This window comes from Frankia sp. R82, from assembly GCF_023716925.1.
In the GTDB taxonomy this organism is placed as follows: Bacteria; Actinomycetota; Actinomycetes; order Frankiales; family Frankiaceae; genus Frankia.
This window is the reverse complement of the sequence record NZ_JAMQQG010000026.1, coordinates 1-16,574: the sequence shown is the minus strand read 5'-3', so window position 1 is coordinate 16,574 and position 16,574 is coordinate 1. Positions and strand designations below refer to the sequence as shown.

Sequence of the window (16,574 nt, the reverse complement as noted above, 5' to 3'; positions counted from 1 at the left end):
CGACAGCGCCGGTGCGGCCGATGGTGGAAAGGCAGGTCCGATGAGCAAGGAGGCGGTGGCGAAGGAGGCGACGGCGACGGTTTTCGTGTTCCGTCGGGGCGAGGACGCGGCCTGGCAGGTGGCGATGATGTGGCATCCGCGGTTCGGCGGCTGGCTGCCGCCCGGTGGTCATGTCGAGGCGTACGAGAGCGCCGCGGAGGCCGCGGTCCGGGAGGTCGAGGAGGAACTTGGCTGCCGCGTCCGGCTGGTGGCTGGCCTGGCGACACCCCTGCCCGACGGCTTCCCGCACCGGCCGGTGATCGCACCGTGGTGGATCGTCGAGATGGCGGCAAGTCCGGACAACCACTGCGCCGCACGGCATGTACATGTCGATCATGTTTTCGTCGCGTTCTGGGACGGGGATGTGGAGCTGCCGGAGACCCAGGTGCGCTGGTTCGACGAACGGCAGCTCGCCGACGCGGCGGATGTCGCCGAGGACTCGAAACTGCAGGCCAAGGAACTGTTCGGCCGCATCGGTGACGTCGCGCAGCTGGCGCACCGCTGAGGGCCGGATCAGAACAGGGCAGGCTGGACGGCGGCATCCGCCGGGCCCGGCGGCGGGTGTCTGGGCGGCAGGCCACCGAGACGGTCGAGGTCGGCCAGGGTTGACCAGTGGCCGGCGGCGGCGCCGTCGGCGAGCAACTGCGCGAACACGGCGACGGTCACTTCCACGTCCGGCAGGGCCCGGTGCCGGTCCGCGGGCAGCGGGATGCCCAGGTGGTGGAGCACCGCGTTCAGGCTGTGGGAGGGCAGCTCGGGGTAGGCGACGCGGGCGAGCCGGACGGTGCACAGCAGCGGCGTCGCGGCCAGCCGCGGGCAGTGTTCGTGCTGGCGGGCGATGAGCCCGGCCTCGGTGGGCGCATGGTGGGCGACCAGACGGTAGGGCGGTGCGGTCAGCCGTCCGTCGAGGGACGCCATGACCTGCGCCGCGGGGGCCTGGGCACGCAGCACCTCCTCGGTCAGCCCGGTCTGTTCGACGTCGAACCGGGTCACCGGCACATCGTCGGGTGGCCGTATCAGCGCGCTGAACCGGCCGGTTTCCACCCAGCGGCCGGTGCGGAACGAGCCCGCCACCGCCGCGACCTCGGTGGGTTCGGCCGGACGGCCCTTGGGCGTGAGTGCCTCGAAGTCCAGGACGACGAACGTATGGGCCTGGAACTCCGGGTCGTCGAGGATCACCATGCCGATACCTCTGTCGTGATCAGGTCCGCGATCCAGGCAAGTCGGCCGTCGTCGTCCAAGCTCGAATCCGAATCTGGCAACGAGACCGGGACCGCGAGCAGGGAGTCGGCCGCGTGTGCGGCGTTCGGGCAGGGCGCGGGGTGCAGAGAACGGCAGGCCACATGCTGGTGGGCGGCGCGCAGGCCGAAGGATCCGACGCTGTTGACCACGCCGGCTTCGGCGAGACGGCCGGACAGTTCCCGCGGACGGGGGAGCAGGATCCGCCACATCGCGCAGTAGCCGTTGGGCTGTTCTTCTGGCGCAGCCGGAATGACAGTGAGACCGGGCACGTCACCGACCAGGTGGACGAGTCGGTTGGCGCCATGGCGATGGCGCGCGAGCCTGGCGTCGAAGCCGGCGAGGCTGAGCCGGGCCAGCGCGGCGAGCGGCTCGGCGAGCCGGTAGTTCGTGCCGAGACGGGTCAGCGCCGGCTGGCCGGGTGCCGGCGTCTGCCAGTGGGACTGGAACGCCCGGGCCCGGGCGGCGAGGTCGGGATCGTTGGTGACGAGGTAGCCGCCCTCGCCGCACGAGAGCAGCTTGCCGTCCTTGAGCGAGAAACAGCCGGCCGATCCCAGCGTGCCGAGCAGCCATCCCCGGTAGCGGCTGCCATGCGCCTGGCAGGCATCCTCGATGAGGTGAAGGCCGGTGTGGGCTGCCAGATCGACCACCGGCTGCAGGTCGCCGCTTCGTCCGCCGAGATGGACGGGAAGCACGGCCCGCGTCCTGGATGTGATCTTGGAAGCGGCATCGGCGACATCGAACGGCTCGCCGTCCGGCCCGGTGTCGACGAAGACCGGCCGGGCGCCGGCCAGGACCACGGCCGCCACCGTCATGATCACGGGGATGGCTGAGACCAGAACCTCGTCGCCCGCGCCGATCCCGGCGGCAACGAGCGCGGTGTGCAGGGCCGCGGTTCCGGAGGAGACGACGACCGCGTACGCCACGTCGTGGGCGGCGGCGAGTTCGGCTTCCAACAGGGCCGCCTGCTCGCGGCTGGCGGGATCCGGCCTGCGCGTCACCACCTGCTCCAGCAGGGCCAACGGATCAGGCACGGTCACGGCGCCGTCCCAGCGGTGGTGGACAGGACTCGGTCGAAGTCCATCAGGGGCCACATGTTCACGCAGTCGACGGAGAACAGTGCGCAGTCCGCGCAGCTGTCGTCCGCGGTGAAGACCTCGGCAGCGGTGTTGCCCCGAATCGTCCGGTGGCGCGACGGCGGGGTGGCGGCGATCCGCAGCGACGACGGGCAGTCCCAGACCGACCCGTCGGGCTGCACGAAGAACAGACGCCGGCCCCCGAAACAGCCGCGGACGGACCCGACGGAGGTCCGCACCGCGTCGGCGATCCGGCCGGGGTAGTCGACCGCCGGTGTCCACAGCGGCAACCGCGCGTTGGCGAGGGCGGTGAACTGCTGCCCAAGGGCTGGCAGATCGTCCTCGACCAGGGTGAGCTCGGAGTGGAGCCGGTGGCCCGCGTCGAGTGCGACCGGCTGCGGGACGAAGTAGTCGCAGCCGAGGTCAGCGGCGAAGCGACCGGTCGCGGCGAGGCTGGTGAGGTTGCGCCGGGTGAGGACCATGTAGATCCCGATCCGCGGGGTCGGCGCGTTGCCGCGGGCGGTGACCAGGGTCCGGAGGCCGTCGACGGCCTGCTGCCAGCCGTCCTTGCCGTTGCGCGAGGGGCGCCAGGTGTCGTGGTAGCGGGCGTCGAGCGAGTCCAGGGACACGGACACCGCGTCGACCTCGAGCTCGACGAGTGAACGCGTGATCTCCGGGCGGTTCAGCGGGATGCCGTTCGTGCAGACGACCACCTCCACCCCGCCGCTGCGGAGGATCTCGATCAGGCTCAGGATCGGCGGCCACACGAGAGGCTCTCCGCCGGCCAGGAACACCCGCTGCACCGCCGACCCGGCGATGGTGCGGGCGAAGGCGAGGACGTCACCGGCGGGAAGGTCGTCGCGGGACAGATGGGAGAGTGTTCCCGGTGCGGTGACGGGGTTCTCCCGATGCTCCTCGAGTGCTCCGAAGTAGCAGTACTCGCAGGCCAGCGGGCAGGGGCTGCGCAGCGCCCACAACACGGTGGTCCCCTCATGGGCACCACTGGTGATCACCGGGCCTCCAGGGTCGGGGTGGCGGCCACTCGTTCGCAGGCCGCGACGATGCGGTGCACGCAGGCGTCCGTGTCCAGCTTCGTGCGGTCGAGCACCTCGAACGCGAACGGGCCGGGCAGGGTGGCCGCGAACATGTCGTAGAGGCTGGCCACGCGCTCCATGAGCACCACCTCGCCGGGGCTGGCACGGCGACCGGTTCGCCGCTCGAACCGCTCCCGGCACAGGCGCGGATCGTCGACGATCAGGAGCGTGGCAGTGGGCAGGGGCCGCCACTGGGTCAGCAGGTCCAGGATGGTGCGGGCAGTGGCGAACGCCTCGTCGAGGGAGGCGGTGGCGCAGAGCACGGCGGCCTGGTAGACGGCCACGCTGTACGGGCCGCGGTCCTCGAGAACGACCTGGCCCGCTTCGAGCCGGGTGGCCTCGTGGCGGTGCACCTGGAGGGCGGCCAGCAGCAGGGTTTCGGTCTTCGGATGCCCCGTCTGCAGAAAGTGGTCGCCGGTCGCGTGCAGGGCATGGATCACCTGTCCTGGGAGCCCGTCGCTGTCGTGGTCGGGCAGTTCGACCAGCGGCACGCAGCGGGTGCCGAGCTGGTCGACGGCGCGGTCGGCGAGGTAGGTCTTGCCGACCCCGTTGATGCCTTCGAGGGTGACCCAGGGTCGGACGGACGTGGAATCGGGCTTGGCCAGCGTCGGCCCGGCTGGCCTCGGACCGGTCGTCATCGTCGGGTTCTGATCATCGGGTGGCATGGGAAACCTCCGAGGCGAGGGCCGAGGTCCAAGGGCTGACCGCCGCACCGGCGACCAGGATGCTGCGGGCGGCCGGGCCGCAGTGCAACAGAAGGTCCAGGGCTGACAGGCCGGGCAGGAAGCCGCGGCGGCCCTGGGCGTAGGGCGGATGGGAGTAGGTCGCCACCTCGATCCCGATCTCGGCGCGGGCAAGGCTGTCACCGTCGAGGTAGCTGGTCGCGCCGGTGCCGACGCGCAGGACCCGGGCGCCGGTCAGCCGACACAGGTCGATCAGCATGTCGGTTCGATGGCCCGCTGGCGCAAGCTCGCTGGAGCGGACGAGCTTCACGGACAGCCCGAATCCGTCCAGCAGAAGGCGCAGCAGCGCCTCGTTCAGCGCGGCAAGCCGCTCCCAGGGCCGGTCGTAGATCGTCGCCAGGTGCGGCTCCCACTGCGGCCAGAAGGGCGCATACCGGTAGCCGTCTGTGATGATCCGCCAGTGGCGTGCACGCCACCGGTCATCGGCGATCATGACGTCGCGGATCGGCTGGTGGTGCGGCCGGCGGATCGGAACCGTCAGCAGCCGGCGGGTGCCGTCACTGCCCAGGGTGACGTTGCGCTGCTGCCAGCTGCCCGCGCTGAACTGGACATGATCGAGCAGGAGGAACCGGTCCGCGTCCAGCAGCCGGGCGAAGTAGCCAGGCCAGGGCAGATAGGCCGGCTGATGCGCGACGAGAACGTGACCGGTGGCGGCATCTACGGCGGCGGCGTCGTTGTCGGTGGTGGCGTTGGCGGTGTCGGGGCTGGTCACGAGAACGCCATCCGGTAGACGGCGAACCGTTCGGCGGCGTGAGCACCGATCTCGGCGCCCGCCGCGCAGTCCTGTGCCTGGATCTTCTCGATGCTGCGGGGATGCGGATCGTCGCGCAGCTGGCTCTGGTAGCAGGCGAGTGCCTTGGCTTTGGCCTGGAGGGCTGAGGTGATGTCGATGAGCACGGGCCGCGGTGCGCAACCAGCAAGCCAGGCGCGGTCCTCGGGCCCGTCGTAGCCGAGTACGAGGCGCGGCAGGGGGCGCCCAGGCCGAGGGCCGGGGCGGACCGCGGCGAGGGCCGCGAGGTGCACGGCCTGGTGGTCCTGGTGATGGCCGCCTGCCGGGATGAACAGGGCGGCCGGCCGTGAGGCGGCCAGGGACACGTCCTCGCCCGTCTCGATCAGAGCGACCAGCTCGGAAAGATGCGTGCTCGGACTGGCCGCACGCCGGTCGTCGAGCCACGCGACCCGACGCCGGTCGACGCCCAGGACGTCGCACGCCTCGTGGAACTCGTCAAGCCGCGTGCGGCTGTCGGAGTGGCCGCCGTACATCGGCGTGGTAACGCAGACGACGGAGAGCACGTCGACCTGGATGCCGTAGCCGGTCATGGCGGCGATCGTGCCGGCCATGCCGACGGTTTCATCGTCAGGATGAGCGCCGACGACCAGCGCTCTGTCCCCGGGTAGTAGTCCGAACACGGAGCCCTCCTCTTGACCGTGGAAGGGGTTGGACGGGGCCATACGGGGCCCGTATGGCGGTGGTGCCTGGCCCGGCTTCGCGGGTTGTGGAGCTCAGGGTCGGCGTTCAGGGAGTCGAGGTGGCCGTCGCGGCGAGGAATGCCTCGGCCGCCTTTTCCGGGGTGTGCGGGGCAATGCGCGTCGGCGCCGCGGAACTGGCGGCGTGGTAGGCGTCGGCGTCTGCCAGCAGGTCGTCGAGTGCCGCCCAGACGGCGGGAAAACCCGACCGCAGCGGCACGACCCGTCCGGCCGGGCCGATGAGCGTCGGCACATAACCGTGATCGAAGGTGATCACCGGGGTGCCGGTGGACAGCGCCTCGGCGGCCGTGTGACTGAACGTCTCGGGCTCCACCGACGAGATGACGGTGGCCGCCGCGCCGGCGAAGAACGCGGGCACCTCCCGCCAGCCCAGCGCCGGCAGCAGGTGCACCACGTCAGGACGTCGGGCCGCCTGGGCGCGGCAGGCAGCCAGCGCCGCGGCCTGCTCGCCGGGCTCGAACTCGAAATCGGCTTCGGCGAGCACGACCTCCACCTGGCGATCCCAGTGCGGCGGCATCGCCGCCAGAAATTCGGCCTGCCCCTTGACCGGCGCGGCCCGGGACACCAGCCGCAGCGGACCGGACGTGCGTAGCCGCTCCCGCAGTTCGCGGTCCGCTGCCCGGGGGACGGTGAGCAGCCCGTTGGGCACCACCCGCCAGGCACGGGTGTCCCAGCCGTCCCTGTGCGCCGCGGCCACCAGATAGGGGCTCGCCGGCAGCACGACGTCGGCGGCGGCTATCGCCTTCGCCCACGTGTCCGCCGAGCTGGGCCGGATCGTGTTGTGCATCATCAGCGCGGTCCGCACACCGGCTGGTGCCGGACTGAGGTGGCCGAGACCCCAGACGGGTGCGCCCCAGCACACGACCTGCACCGACAGGTCATGCAGCACGCGCGACACCTCGGCCAGGACCGGCTCGGGCTCGGCAATCGAGGCGAGCACGTCGGCGTTGAGCGCCGGACGAGGCAGCCGCACCGACGCAAGCCGGATCAGCCCGGGCTCGGCCTCGTCGCCCGGTTCCCCCGGACCGCCAGCGAGGATCACGACTGTGTGGCCGAGCCCGCGCAGGCCGGCGGCCAACGCGGCGATGCTGCGCTCGATACCCGACGGATGATCCGGCCGGTAGGTAAGCAGGCAGAACGCCACCGTCGTCACGGCTGCTCCCAGGGAAAGACCACCCACCGCTGGATCTCGCGCCCGAGGTAGGTCGGGATCCGCGCCTCACCGCCACCGCCACCGCCACCATCACCGGCAACGTCAGCACCGGCACCGGCACCGGCACCGGTGCCGTGGGCGTCAGTGTCGGCAACCGGCTGGTTCGCCCGATTTCGCAGGCAGATGGCGCTGCGTATTCTGCGGGCGCCCTGGCCGGCCAGATGGTCGCAGGCGGCCTCGAGGGTGTCTCCGCTGCCCATCACGTCATCGACCACCAGGACGTCCCGGCCCTCGAGACGGCCGACGGAGCCGGGGTACGCCAGCATTGGCCGCTCGGTCTTCGGCGCGTTCACGCCGTCGTACCGGGTGTGCGTGATCGGGAGAGCGCGGACGTCCCGAACACCCAGACGGTGGGCAAGCAGAACCGCGGGAACCATCCCCCCGCGCAGGATACCCACGATGACATCCGGCACGGGATCGGCGGCCACCGCGGCGGCCAGTTTCTCGGTGATGTCGGTGAGCTCGGGCCAGGTGAGCACGTCAGCGTCCACGGGCGTCTCCCCAGAGGAGAATGTGCAGCCGAGGCGTGAGGTTCCACCCGCGGACCAGCACCTCGTCGGCCAGCGCTCTCATCACCGCAAGCGTGGAAGCATCCTCGGTGCCTGCCGGCATCACCCAGATCGGCTCGAGGCCGAAGCGGGTCTCGAGGTCGGCGATCTCGTCGAGATCGCCCGGCTGCTGGACGACAAATTTCCAGCTGCAGGCCGAGGTGTTGGCAAGAGCTCGGATCGCATCTGGTCGGACGCGTCGTTCTTCCGTCACCCCGCTGTGGGCGAGTTTGACGCTCACGTTGAACCTCGCGGCCGAGGCGGCCAGCGCGGCACCAGGAACAAGCGTGCCGTTGGTTTCGATCTCGACGCGTTTCCCGGCGATCTCCAGCAGGATCGCCAGTTCCGTCAGCCGGTCGCGCTGGAGCAGCGGTTCTCCGCCGGTGACGACGACGAGCTTCGTCTCGAATCCCGCCGTCCAGCGAACAAGATCGATGATACTGATGTGCTGGGTCTCGGCAGAACGGTCAAACGCGCTCCAGTCCCAGGTGAAGGGTGTGTCACACCAGCGGCAGGTCAGATTGCAGGCGGCGAGGCGGACAAAGAGTGCCTGCTGGCCGGACGAGGCGCCCTCGCCCTGAAAGGTGGGTCCGAAGGTCTCGCTGACAAGCAGGTCCTGGGCGAGGGCCGGTGCATGGTGTGGCACGGTGGCGATCACTGGGCACGCCCGGCGGGGGTGAACTCGGCCCAGCTGGTGGGGGACTCCGACACCCGAACGGACTCCAGCCGTCCCTGAACCAGCGGCTCCAGATTGCCGATGATCCAGTGGGCCAGGTGGGCGGCCAGCAACTCGCTGGTCGGCGGAACATCCAGGACGTCGTTCAGGTCGCGGTGGTCGAAGTACTCGTCGAGATACGCACCGAAGGGTGCCAGGTCGCCGAAGTCGGTCACGAATCCGGGTTCATCGAGACGGTCGGCTGCGAACACCACCTCGACCGTGTAGGTGTGCCCATGAACGCGGGCGCACTTGTGCCCCGCAGGAAGCCCGTCAAGATGGTGGGCTGCGTCGAACGAGAATCTCTTACCTATTCGGTATTCCACACTTCACCCCTTTCGGGCGAGTATTCTGGGTGGTCTTGCGATCGTGTCGTCCGGCGCGTCCGGTGCCGCAGCTTGTCCCAGAGGAAAGGTCCGGAGAGCCAGCAGACATGCGCCGGAAGCACGATGAGCCGGCAGGTTGGGCAGCGGTGTGGCAGCCACGGCCACAGCTGCCATCGCCATCCGGAACTATCCGGGATACGAAGGTGCCCGCCTTCGCATCGTGCTCGCCGGGCGTAGGTGAGGCCGCCGCCGGCCCAGCCGGGGCAGCGGCCGGGCTTGTTGTAGCAGGGCCGGCTGATCCGCGGCAGGCGGCGCTGTGTCATGCCGGCGCCAGACATGTGTTCTGGCGGTGAAGGTGAACCGCTGGCTGCACTTTCACGACTTCCGTGCCACCGCGCCGTAGACGCTTACCTGGGCATCGGTGAGGCCCGGCGGCACCCCGTCGTCCGGCCGCCAGCGGTGGACCAGCCGTACGCCTGGGTAGAGGAGATCCAGGCCGTCGACGAAGCACTCGATGTCGTCGATGGATCGTGCCTGCACCGGAATGCCGCGCTGGCGGTAGACCTCCGCGGCGGCGTCCACCGCTTCCCGATCATGGTCGGCGGTGATGTGGGTGAGCGCCAGGTAGCTGCCAGAGGGCAGGGCGTCCATCAGACGCCGGACGATGTTGTACGGGTCGTGGTCGTCCGGAAGGAAATGCAGGATGGCGATGAGGGACAGGGCGACCGGTCGGGTGAGGTCGAGGGTGTCGTGGAGTTCTGGCGAGGTCAGGATGCGGTCGGGGTCGTGGAGGTCGGCGTCGAGGTAGGCGGTGGCACCCTGGGGGACGCTGGTGAGCAGCGCGCGGGCATGCGCGAGAACAAGAGGATCGTTGTCGGTGTAAACGATGCGGCTGTCGGGGGCGATTGTCTGGGCGACCTCGTGCAGGTTGGGGCTCGTGGGAATACCGGTGCCGATATCCAGGAACTGCCGGATTCCGACCTCGGTGAGGTGGCGGGTGGCCCGGAGCAGGAAACTCCGGTTCTGCCGTGCGGCGATCCGTAGCGTCGGAAGGGCGAGCAGGGCCGCCTCTGCGGCGTCGCGGTCTGCCGGGAAGTGATCCTTACCGCCGAGGTAGTAGTCGTACATTCTGGCCGCGTGCGCGACGTCCACGCGCAGCTCGGCGGGCGCGAGAGGTGCGCGCGTGCGCGTTGCGTCGGTTCCGAACAGCGTGGCGGGTGTGGCGGGCGTCGATGTCTCAGGCGGCATGATGGATTCCGATCCCGGGTGGGAAGACAGACGGACGTGGCGAAGGTGGCGGATTCGGTCCCGGCGGCAATACCTGCGGATACATCACCTACATCACCGCCGCGATGGATGGGTTCTCGGCTACAGCAGTGCGGGGCGCCGCAGGCCAGCTTCGACAGCCGCCCGTGCCCTCTCTCGTTCCTGTTCGACGCCCTCGGTGAAAAGCCTCAGCTGCTCCTCGGCGAGCAGGTCCTGCCCGTCAAGGACCGCGTCGAGGTAGAGCTGCTCTGCCTGCAGGCTCAGCGTGTTGCGCCGGGCGACCTTCCTGCGGAGTTCGGCCCGCTCATCGGGGCCGAGGTGCCGGCCGGTCTGCAGGGCCTGGTCGATGTCGCCGGCGAGGGCGGTCATCTCCAGGAAGATTCCGAGGATCTTTCCGGTGTACTGCTGGCAGCGGTCCGCCAGTCCGTTGATCGTCTCGAGGGTCAGGTCGAGCTCTCCGCGGCGGTGCAGGTAGGAGTTGTAGAGGCCGCCGGTGGGCGCGAGGTTGTCGCCGCCGATGGCTGCCATCTCGAGCAGGTACACGCAAAGTCTCCGGATGATCGTGTTTGGGGTGAGTGGTTTACTGAGAGCAAAGAAATGATGGTTCGTCCGCGGGGTGCGTCGGTGGAATCCGGCCGACGGCTCGGGGGGGAACCGACGGCCGGACGACACGAGACTGCCGTATCGCGAAGCGGAAAAGATCCCTTGTAGTGCGGACGTTTCCTCGCGTCGTCACGATGGCCGTGAGCTGCACAGATGAACGCCCGTGGGGGAGAATCTCGCAGTCGGGCCCGCTGGTGGGCGTCCGTAACGCACGCAGCGCGACTCGAGGGGCGTACCGGGTGGTTGCCTGTCACCTATCCTCGACATGTGGGCACGACGGCTGTGGAGTCCGGAGGGGAGCTGGTCGCGGCGCCATGAGCAGGTCGAGTCAGCGGGCCGAGCAGGAAGAGCTACGGATCCGGATGCACACGGCCGGAATGAGCCGTGACGAGATCGCCGTGGAGCTCGGCCGCCGCTACCGGCTTCGCCCCCGGGCGGCCCACCGCCTCGCGTGCGGCTGGTCGCAGACCCAGGCAGCGGCACACCTCAACGCGCACGCAGCCCGGCTGGGCCTGGATCCCACGGGCAGGGCCGCGATGACCGGCGCGAAACTGTCCGAGCTGGAGCTGTGGCCGCATCCGATGCGCCGCCGCCCCACCCCGCAGATCCTCGCGCTGCTGGCGGAGGCGTACGGCACCGACATCCACCACCTGCTCGATCTCGACGACCGCGAGCACCTCACCCCCGCAGACCTGCATCTGCTCGCCACGATCCGAGCCAAGGGCACGTCAGCCGGAAGCGCCGAAGCTCCCGCGCAGACCGAACCTGGTGAGCACGACGCGGTAACGAAGCCCGGCCAGCTCAATCGGCAGCAGTTCCTGATCGGGGCGTCGGTCGTCGGCGTCGCCACCGCGATACTCCCCAACCACCAGAGCAACGCTGGTTCAGCGGGCCGAGACTCCGAGCCGCCGGCCGGCGGCGATCTCCTGGCGGAGCTGCGCGAGGCCATCACCGCGCCGACGGAACAGCCAAGCGATCGCAGAATGACCTCGGCCGTCCTCGACGAGCTCACCGCCTTGGCCCGGGACTGCCACAGCAGATACCAGGAGGCCGATTTCGCGTCGGCAGCCAGACTTCTCCCGGTCGCCGTGCGCAGCGTGGAGGCGCTCGCAGCCGATCCACCGGCTGGAGTCGATCCGCGGATGGTTGGGCGCACCCGCGCTGCGGTCTACGTCGCCGCAGCCAAACTGGCAACCAAAACCGGCGATCATGACCTTGCCTGGCTCGCCGCGGACCGCGGCCAGCACGCCGCGCTGATCGGTGACGCCCCGGCACTGGTCGCCACCGCCCGGCGGCAGATCGCCTGCGTCTTCTATGACACAGGACGTCCCGCTGACGCCGAACGTCTCGCGCTCGAGGCGCTTGACGCCCTGAACGGACGGCGGAGCGGGATCGATGATCCGGATGTCGTCTCGGCGCGGGGCGCGCTGCTCCTGCTCGCAGCAATGATCTCGGTACGGCGCGATGATCGCGTCGAGGCCCACCGACGCCTCGACGCGGCAGCCGACCAGGCGGCCGTGCTCGGCCGGGATGACAACCGCCTGTGGTCGGCGTTCGGGCCGACAAACGTGGCGATCCACGCCCTCGCCGGCGCCCAGACCCTGGACGACCCGGCCGAGGCCGTCCGGATAGGCGCTCAGATCGACACCCGGCTTCTGCCGGTGCCCCTGGCAGGCCGGCGCGCCCGTGTCCACGTGGATCTCGCGAGCGCGCACACCAGCCTGGGCGACAACGATGTCGCGGCCGTGCACATCCTTGATGTGGCCCGGCGTGCTCCCCAGATGCTGCGCTTCGATCCTGCGGCCCGCTGGGTGGTCACGACCCTGCTGCACCGCGCTCGAGGATCCACCGTCCCGATCCTGCGCAGCGTCGCCGAGCAGGCTGGGATATCCGCCTGATGGCGGCCGAGGGCGATCGGCGGGTCCTTCATCTGGTCGTATGCGCGGCGCCGCCCGCGAGCCAGATCACCGCGCTGGTACGTGCGGCTCACGACGCAGACTGGTCGGTGTGTGTCGTGCCTACGCTGCCCGCCGCCTCCTGGTTGGATGTACGCGCGCTGGAGGAGCTGACCGGCCATCCGGTGCGAACCCGGCCTCGGCAGCCGGACGAACCCCGTCTCCCGCAGGCAGACGCCGTGGCGGTCGTCCCCGCTACCTTCAACACGATCAACAAATGCGCGGCCGGGATCAATGACAGTCCGGCGCTTGGTGTCGTCAACGAGGCGATCGGGCTTGAGCTCCCGGTGGTCGTGGCCCCCTACGTCAAAGCGAGCCTGGCCGCGCACCCGGCGTTCGGACGGGCCCTGTGTGATCTGGCCGCGTTCGGCTTCACCGTGCTGGCGACCAATGCGATCCAGCCGGCCGAGGGCCAGACGGACTTCACCTGGCAGCCGGTGCTGGATGCCCTGCCCGTACGGTGATGCGCGGATGATCTGATGTCGGCCGCGGTCAGAGGTCCAGGTCGAATGTCGGCCCGTCGACGGGTGGGTCGGGGGCGGGCGCGTCGCGTGCTGGTGAGACGTCAGGGAAGTGGATGGCGGTGAGCGCGGCGAGGGTGGCGTGCGATTCGGAGCCGTCCAGAGCGACGGTCTGCCGGCTGGTGAGTAGCTGGGTGAGGTCGGCGTTGGAACGGGTCAGTGCGGCCGCGTAGGCGTCTGACTGCACGGTCATGAAGCCGTGGGTGGGGTCGACGAGCTGGAGCTGGTTCTGGTCGATCGACACGACCGAGGGGTGACGGGTGGATGTGCGGGTGAACCTGACCTGCTCGGGCGCGGGGACGTCGGGAGTGTGCGGATCGAGTGCTGCGTCCAGTGAGGGCAGCCGCCGTTCGGCGACGCGGGCCATGGGGCCGAACGGGGTCGAGATGGTGGTGGTCAACTCGCGAAGAGCGACGATGATCTCATCGTTTTTCAGGGGTACCTGGGCTGCTGTGCGGGCCTCGAGGATGGTGACGGTCGTCGGCCAGGCGGTGCCGGCGACCGGGACGACGTCCGTCGCGGGGATCTGCACGACGGCGGTCTGGCGATCGGGGAGCACGTCGTAGAAGAGCTCCTCGGGGCCGAGGCGTGCGCGCAGGACCGTTGCGTGGTGGAAGCCGGGGTGGTCGATCGTTCGTATCCGGCTGCCGTAGGTGAGGACGGCTGATCCGTCGGGGCCGTCGATGGCGGTGTCCGGCGCTTCGAGCGTGGGTTCCACCTGGTGGTGGGGCGAGACCAGCGTGTGACCGTGGTGTCGGGCCCGGTAGGGGTGGCCGGGCAGGTCGTAGACGTCGGGTCGCCAGAGGTAGAGGAGATCGCCGGCGGCGTTGCGGGCGGTGTCGACGACTGTGCCGACTGCTGTGAGGGCGGATCTGGTGTTCTGGGCGGAGATCCTCGTGCCGGGCGGGTAGGGGTGGGTTGGTGGCAGGAGCATGCTGGTCAGGGCGGTGGCATGGTGGGCGAGGAAGTCCGCCTGCCTGGCGGTGAGGTCGCTGTCCGTCCTGCTGGTGCGGGGGAACCCGGCCAGGTGCCGTAGGGCTTCGTCGGCGAAGGGGTCGAATCCGGCCAGGTGCAGGTCGTCTCCGGCGAAGGCGATGAGACCGTCGGTCCAGACCCGGTAGGCGACGTCGAACTCGAGATGCTGGCCTGTCTGCTGGACTTTGGACACCGCGTGGAGGTCGAGTCGGTATCGGCCGTGCTGCCAGCTACGCATCGGCTGGTCGCCGTGCATGAGCCGGCCGTAGGTCTGCGAGTCGCCGCCGACAACGTGGACCTGGTCGAATCGTCGCGGAATCGTCGAGTCGGGAACATCGGCCGGCCCGAGATCGGCGACCGGCCGCAGTTGCTCGGGGGGCGGCCAGAGGTGCTGCCCGACTGGTTCGCTGCGCTGGAGTGCCCGGTGGACAGCGTGGGGGAGGGGGAATCCCAGCTGCTCTTCCACCTGCCAGACCGTCCCCTGCGCCGACCACAGGCCCGATTCCGGATCGGCGCCGGTCCCGTCCGGCTGGAAGAACGCGGCCACGGGGCGTCGGGATTGCGGCGTGCGGATCAGCTGCCAGTGCCCGCCGGATGTCTCCACGATCGCCGTGGGCTTCAGTATCGGGTCGGGGCTCACCGTGGAGCACCGTCAGCGGGAGGTGAACAGTTCGATTGACCACCCATGGCGGATGAAGTGCGGAGTCCCTCGTGATTGGAAGGGGACTGACCCTGCTGCCACGGTGGCGCCTGGCTTCGAGGGCGGGTCTGCGGTCAGGCCGCTTCGTGGGTGTTTCAGGACGACTGACGCGACGGTTCGCGATGTTCCAGGTGCTTTCGGGGGAGTCCGGTGGGGAAGCTGTCGGTGTTCTCGGACGTCGTGGGGAACGTTCCTGCCCGGAATCGGGAGGTCCCGGGAAGCGCGGAGGCGGCTGCGATGATGCAGTGGCGTGCCGGGGTGGTGTCGAGGCCGGCGGCTTGTGCGGCGTCGTAGGCGTCGAGGGCGCTGCAGAGTGCCCGCCAGCCGGCGGAGTTCGGGCTGATGGGGGGATGGAAGAGGCCGAGTGTCCGCTTGGCTTTGAGCGATTCAAGTGGCCCCACCTTCCAGCGAGAGTCGGCTCCACTGGGTGGATCGGCCGGGTTGGTTCGGTGAGTCTTGGCCCCACCTGTGGCGATGACGGTGGGTGACGGCTGGTAGTCCGGTCGTGGGCCCTCTGGTCAGGTTCGGCGTGGCGGCTGTGGGTCGGCCGGATGATCGGCGTGCGCGGCGGTGGGGAGGGCCGGTCGGTGACGCCGATGTCGAAGGTCGAGCTGTTCGCGGCGATCCGTCGGGACTCGCGGGTCGAGGGGTTGTCGGTGCGGGCGTTGGCGCGCAAGCACGGGGTGCACCGGCGGGTGGTGCGTGAAGCGTTGTCCGGGGCGTGGCCGGCGCCGCGGAAGAAGATGGCGCCGCGGGGGTCGCGGCTGGACCCGTTCAAGCCGGCGATCGATGGGATCCTGCGGGCGGACCTGGACGCGCCGGCCAAGCAGCGGCACACGATCCAGCGGATCTACGACCGGCTGGTCGCCGAGTATGAGATGGAGGGCGTTTCCTACTCGACGGTCGCTGACTACGTCTCGAAACGCCGTGGGCAGGTTCGCGCCGAGGCGGGGCGAGGGCCGGCGGAGGTGTTCGTCCCGCAGAAACACTCTCCCGGAATGGACGCGGAGGTCGATTTCGGCGACGTCTGGATCCTGCTTCGCGGGGTCTCGACGAAGTGTTTCCTGTTCGTGTTCCGGATGTCGTACTCGGGGAAGGCGGTGCACCGGGTCTTCGCGACCTGCGGGCAGGAGGCGTTCCTCGAGGGGCATGTCCACGCGCTGCGGGTCCTGGGCGGGGTGCCGCGGGGAAGGTGCGCTACGACAACCTGAGCTCGGCGGTGTCAGCAGTGACGTTCGGGCGGACTCGCACGGAGACGGACCGGTGGGTGGCATTCCGGTCGCATTACGGGCTGGACGCGTTCTACTGCCTGCCCGGCCGTGACGGGGCGCATGAGAAGGGCGGGGTCGAGGGCGAGGTCGGCCGGTTCCGCCGCAACCGGCTGGTCCCGGTTCCCGAGGTCGACTCGCTGGATGAGCTCAACGCTGCGATCGAGGTCTGGGACGCCGCCGACGACGGTCGGCGGATCGGGGCGCGGGCCCGCACGGTCGGGGAGTGTTTCGCCGCCGAGGTACCGCTGTTGGACCCGTTGCCGGACGACGACTTCGCGACCACGCGGCTGTTCACCCCGCGGGTGGACCGCTATGGGCAGGTGACGGTTCGGATGAACCGCTACTCGGTGCCGGTCCGGCTCATCGGACGGCAGGTCCGGGTGCTGCTGTCGGCGTCCGAGCTGGAGATCTACGACGGCCGGACCCTGGTCGCCCGCCATCCGCGGCTGATCGCCAAGGGGCAGGACAGCCTCGATCTTGACCACTACCTGGAGGCGTTGCTGCGCAAACCCGGCGCGCTGCCGGGGGCGACCGCGCTGGAGCAGGCCCGCGCGGCCGGCCGGTTCACCCCGGTCCACGACGCCTGGTGGGGCGCCGCACGCCGGGCCCACGGGGACGCGGCCGGCACCCGCGCCCTGGTCGAGGTCCTGCTGCTGCACCGCACGATGGCCCACGAGCATGTCGTCGCCGGGATCGCCGCCGCGTTGTCCGCCGGGGCGCTGACCGCCGACGCGGTCGCGGTCGAGGCCCGCAAGTCCGCCCAGGCCGACATCCCCGCCGGCCCGGCCGAGCTGGCCGGGCG

The 16,574-nt window shown here is 70.1% G+C and carries 16 protein-coding genes and 1 pseudogene; 4 read left to right on the top strand and 13 right to left on the bottom strand.

From position 1 onward, the window contains the following. Nucleotides 1-40: 40 nt before the first annotated feature. Nucleotides 41-544, top strand: coding sequence for an NUDIX domain-containing protein (locus tag ND747_RS07690; protein WP_251732785.1), 504 nt, complete (start codon nucleotides 41-43; stop codon nucleotides 542-544). A gap of 8 nt (nucleotides 545-552) precedes the next feature. Here ND747_RS07690 and ND747_RS07685 read toward each other — a convergent pair whose 3' ends face one another. The 12 genes from ND747_RS07685 to ND747_RS07630 all read right to left on the bottom strand — a co-directional run bounded on the left by ND747_RS07685 (nucleotide 553) and on the right by ND747_RS07630 (nucleotide 10,290). Beyond that, a complete protein-coding gene (locus tag ND747_RS07685; RefSeq protein WP_251732784.1) occupies nucleotides 553-1,221 on the bottom strand; it encodes a PolC-type DNA polymerase III in 669 nt (222 codons plus the stop codon). Beyond that, nucleotides 1,215-2,318, bottom strand: a complete 1,104-nt coding sequence (locus ND747_RS07680; protein WP_251732783.1) for a DegT/DnrJ/EryC1/StrS aminotransferase family protein — start codon at nucleotides 2,316-2,318, stop codon at nucleotides 1,215-1,217. Before ND747_RS07680 ends, ND747_RS07685 begins: the two co-directional genes overlap by 7 nt. Continuing rightward, the gene (locus ND747_RS07675; protein ID WP_251732782.1) at nucleotides 2,315-3,367 is read right to left on the bottom strand and encodes a radical SAM protein; all 1,053 of its coding nucleotides are present in this window, start codon (nucleotides 3,365-3,367) and stop codon (nucleotides 2,315-2,317) included. The genes ND747_RS07680 and ND747_RS07675 overlap by 4 nt, the downstream gene beginning before the upstream one ends. Beyond that, nucleotides 3,364-4,113, bottom strand: coding sequence for a hypothetical protein (locus tag ND747_RS07670; protein WP_251732781.1), 750 nt, complete (start codon nucleotides 4,111-4,113; stop codon nucleotides 3,364-3,366). Before ND747_RS07670 ends, ND747_RS07675 begins: the two co-directional genes overlap by 4 nt. Then, a complete protein-coding gene (locus ND747_RS07665; RefSeq protein WP_251732780.1) occupies nucleotides 4,100-4,903 on the bottom strand; it encodes a WbqC family protein in 804 nt (267 codons plus the stop codon). The genes ND747_RS07670 and ND747_RS07665 overlap by 14 nt, the downstream gene beginning before the upstream one ends. Further along, nucleotides 4,900-5,601 (bottom strand): PIG-L family deacetylase, encoded by a 702-nt coding sequence (locus tag ND747_RS07660; protein ID WP_251732779.1) that lies wholly within the window; start codon nucleotides 5,599-5,601, stop codon nucleotides 4,900-4,902. Before ND747_RS07660 ends, ND747_RS07665 begins: the two co-directional genes overlap by 4 nt. 106 nt (nucleotides 5,602-5,707) lie before the next feature. Then, the gene (locus tag ND747_RS07655; protein ID WP_251732778.1) at nucleotides 5,708-6,832 is read right to left on the bottom strand and encodes a glycosyltransferase family 4 protein; all 1,125 of its coding nucleotides are present in this window, start codon (nucleotides 6,830-6,832) and stop codon (nucleotides 5,708-5,710) included. Beyond that, complete coding sequence (locus tag ND747_RS07650; RefSeq protein WP_251732777.1) at nucleotides 6,829-7,383, bottom strand: phosphoribosyltransferase family protein; 555 nt, start codon at nucleotides 7,381-7,383, stop codon at nucleotides 6,829-6,831. The genes ND747_RS07655 and ND747_RS07650 overlap by 4 nt, the downstream gene beginning before the upstream one ends. Next, nucleotides 7,373-8,086: a 7-carboxy-7-deazaguanine synthase QueE gene (locus tag ND747_RS07645; protein WP_251732776.1), complete on the bottom strand. Its 714-nt coding sequence runs from the start codon at nucleotides 8,084-8,086 to the stop codon at nucleotides 7,373-7,375. Before ND747_RS07645 ends, ND747_RS07650 begins: the two co-directional genes overlap by 11 nt. An 8-nt stretch (nucleotides 8,087-8,094) precedes the next feature. Continuing rightward, nucleotides 8,095-8,481, bottom strand: coding sequence for a 6-carboxytetrahydropterin synthase (locus ND747_RS07640; RefSeq protein WP_251732775.1), 387 nt, complete (start codon nucleotides 8,479-8,481; stop codon nucleotides 8,095-8,097). Between the two features lie 375 nt (nucleotides 8,482-8,856). After that, nucleotides 8,857-9,729: an SAM-dependent methyltransferase gene (locus tag ND747_RS07635; protein ID WP_251732774.1), complete on the bottom strand. Its 873-nt coding sequence runs from the start codon at nucleotides 9,727-9,729 to the stop codon at nucleotides 8,857-8,859. 120 nt (nucleotides 9,730-9,849) lie between these two features. Beyond that, the gene (locus tag ND747_RS07630; protein ID WP_251732773.1) at nucleotides 9,850-10,290 is read right to left on the bottom strand and encodes a hypothetical protein; all 441 of its coding nucleotides are present in this window, start codon (nucleotides 10,288-10,290) and stop codon (nucleotides 9,850-9,852) included. Between the two features lie 374 nt (nucleotides 10,291-10,664). Here ND747_RS07630 and ND747_RS07625 point away from each other — a divergent pair, with 374 nt between their 5' ends. Together ND747_RS07625 and ND747_RS07620 are read left to right on the top strand one after the other, a co-directional pair. Next, entirely contained in the window at nucleotides 10,665-12,248 is a 1,584-nt protein-coding gene (locus ND747_RS07625) for a hypothetical protein (RefSeq protein WP_251732772.1), read from the top strand. Continuing rightward, a complete protein-coding gene (locus tag ND747_RS07620; protein ID WP_251732771.1) occupies nucleotides 12,248-12,769 on the top strand; it encodes a flavoprotein in 522 nt (173 codons plus the stop codon). The genes ND747_RS07625 and ND747_RS07620 overlap by 1 nt, the downstream gene beginning before the upstream one ends. A 28-nt stretch (nucleotides 12,770-12,797) precedes the next feature. Here ND747_RS07620 and ND747_RS07615 read toward each other — a convergent pair whose 3' ends face one another. After that, nucleotides 12,798-14,441: a hypothetical protein gene (locus ND747_RS07615; RefSeq protein ID WP_251732770.1), complete on the bottom strand. Its 1,644-nt coding sequence runs from the start codon at nucleotides 14,439-14,441 to the stop codon at nucleotides 12,798-12,800. Between the two features lie 656 nt (nucleotides 14,442-15,097). On the opposite strand from ND747_RS07615, the pseudogene istA reads away from it, so the two are divergent. Continuing rightward, nucleotides 15,098-16,574 (top strand): annotated as a pseudogene (gene istA / locus ND747_RS07610) (IS21 family transposase); the annotation flags it as partial.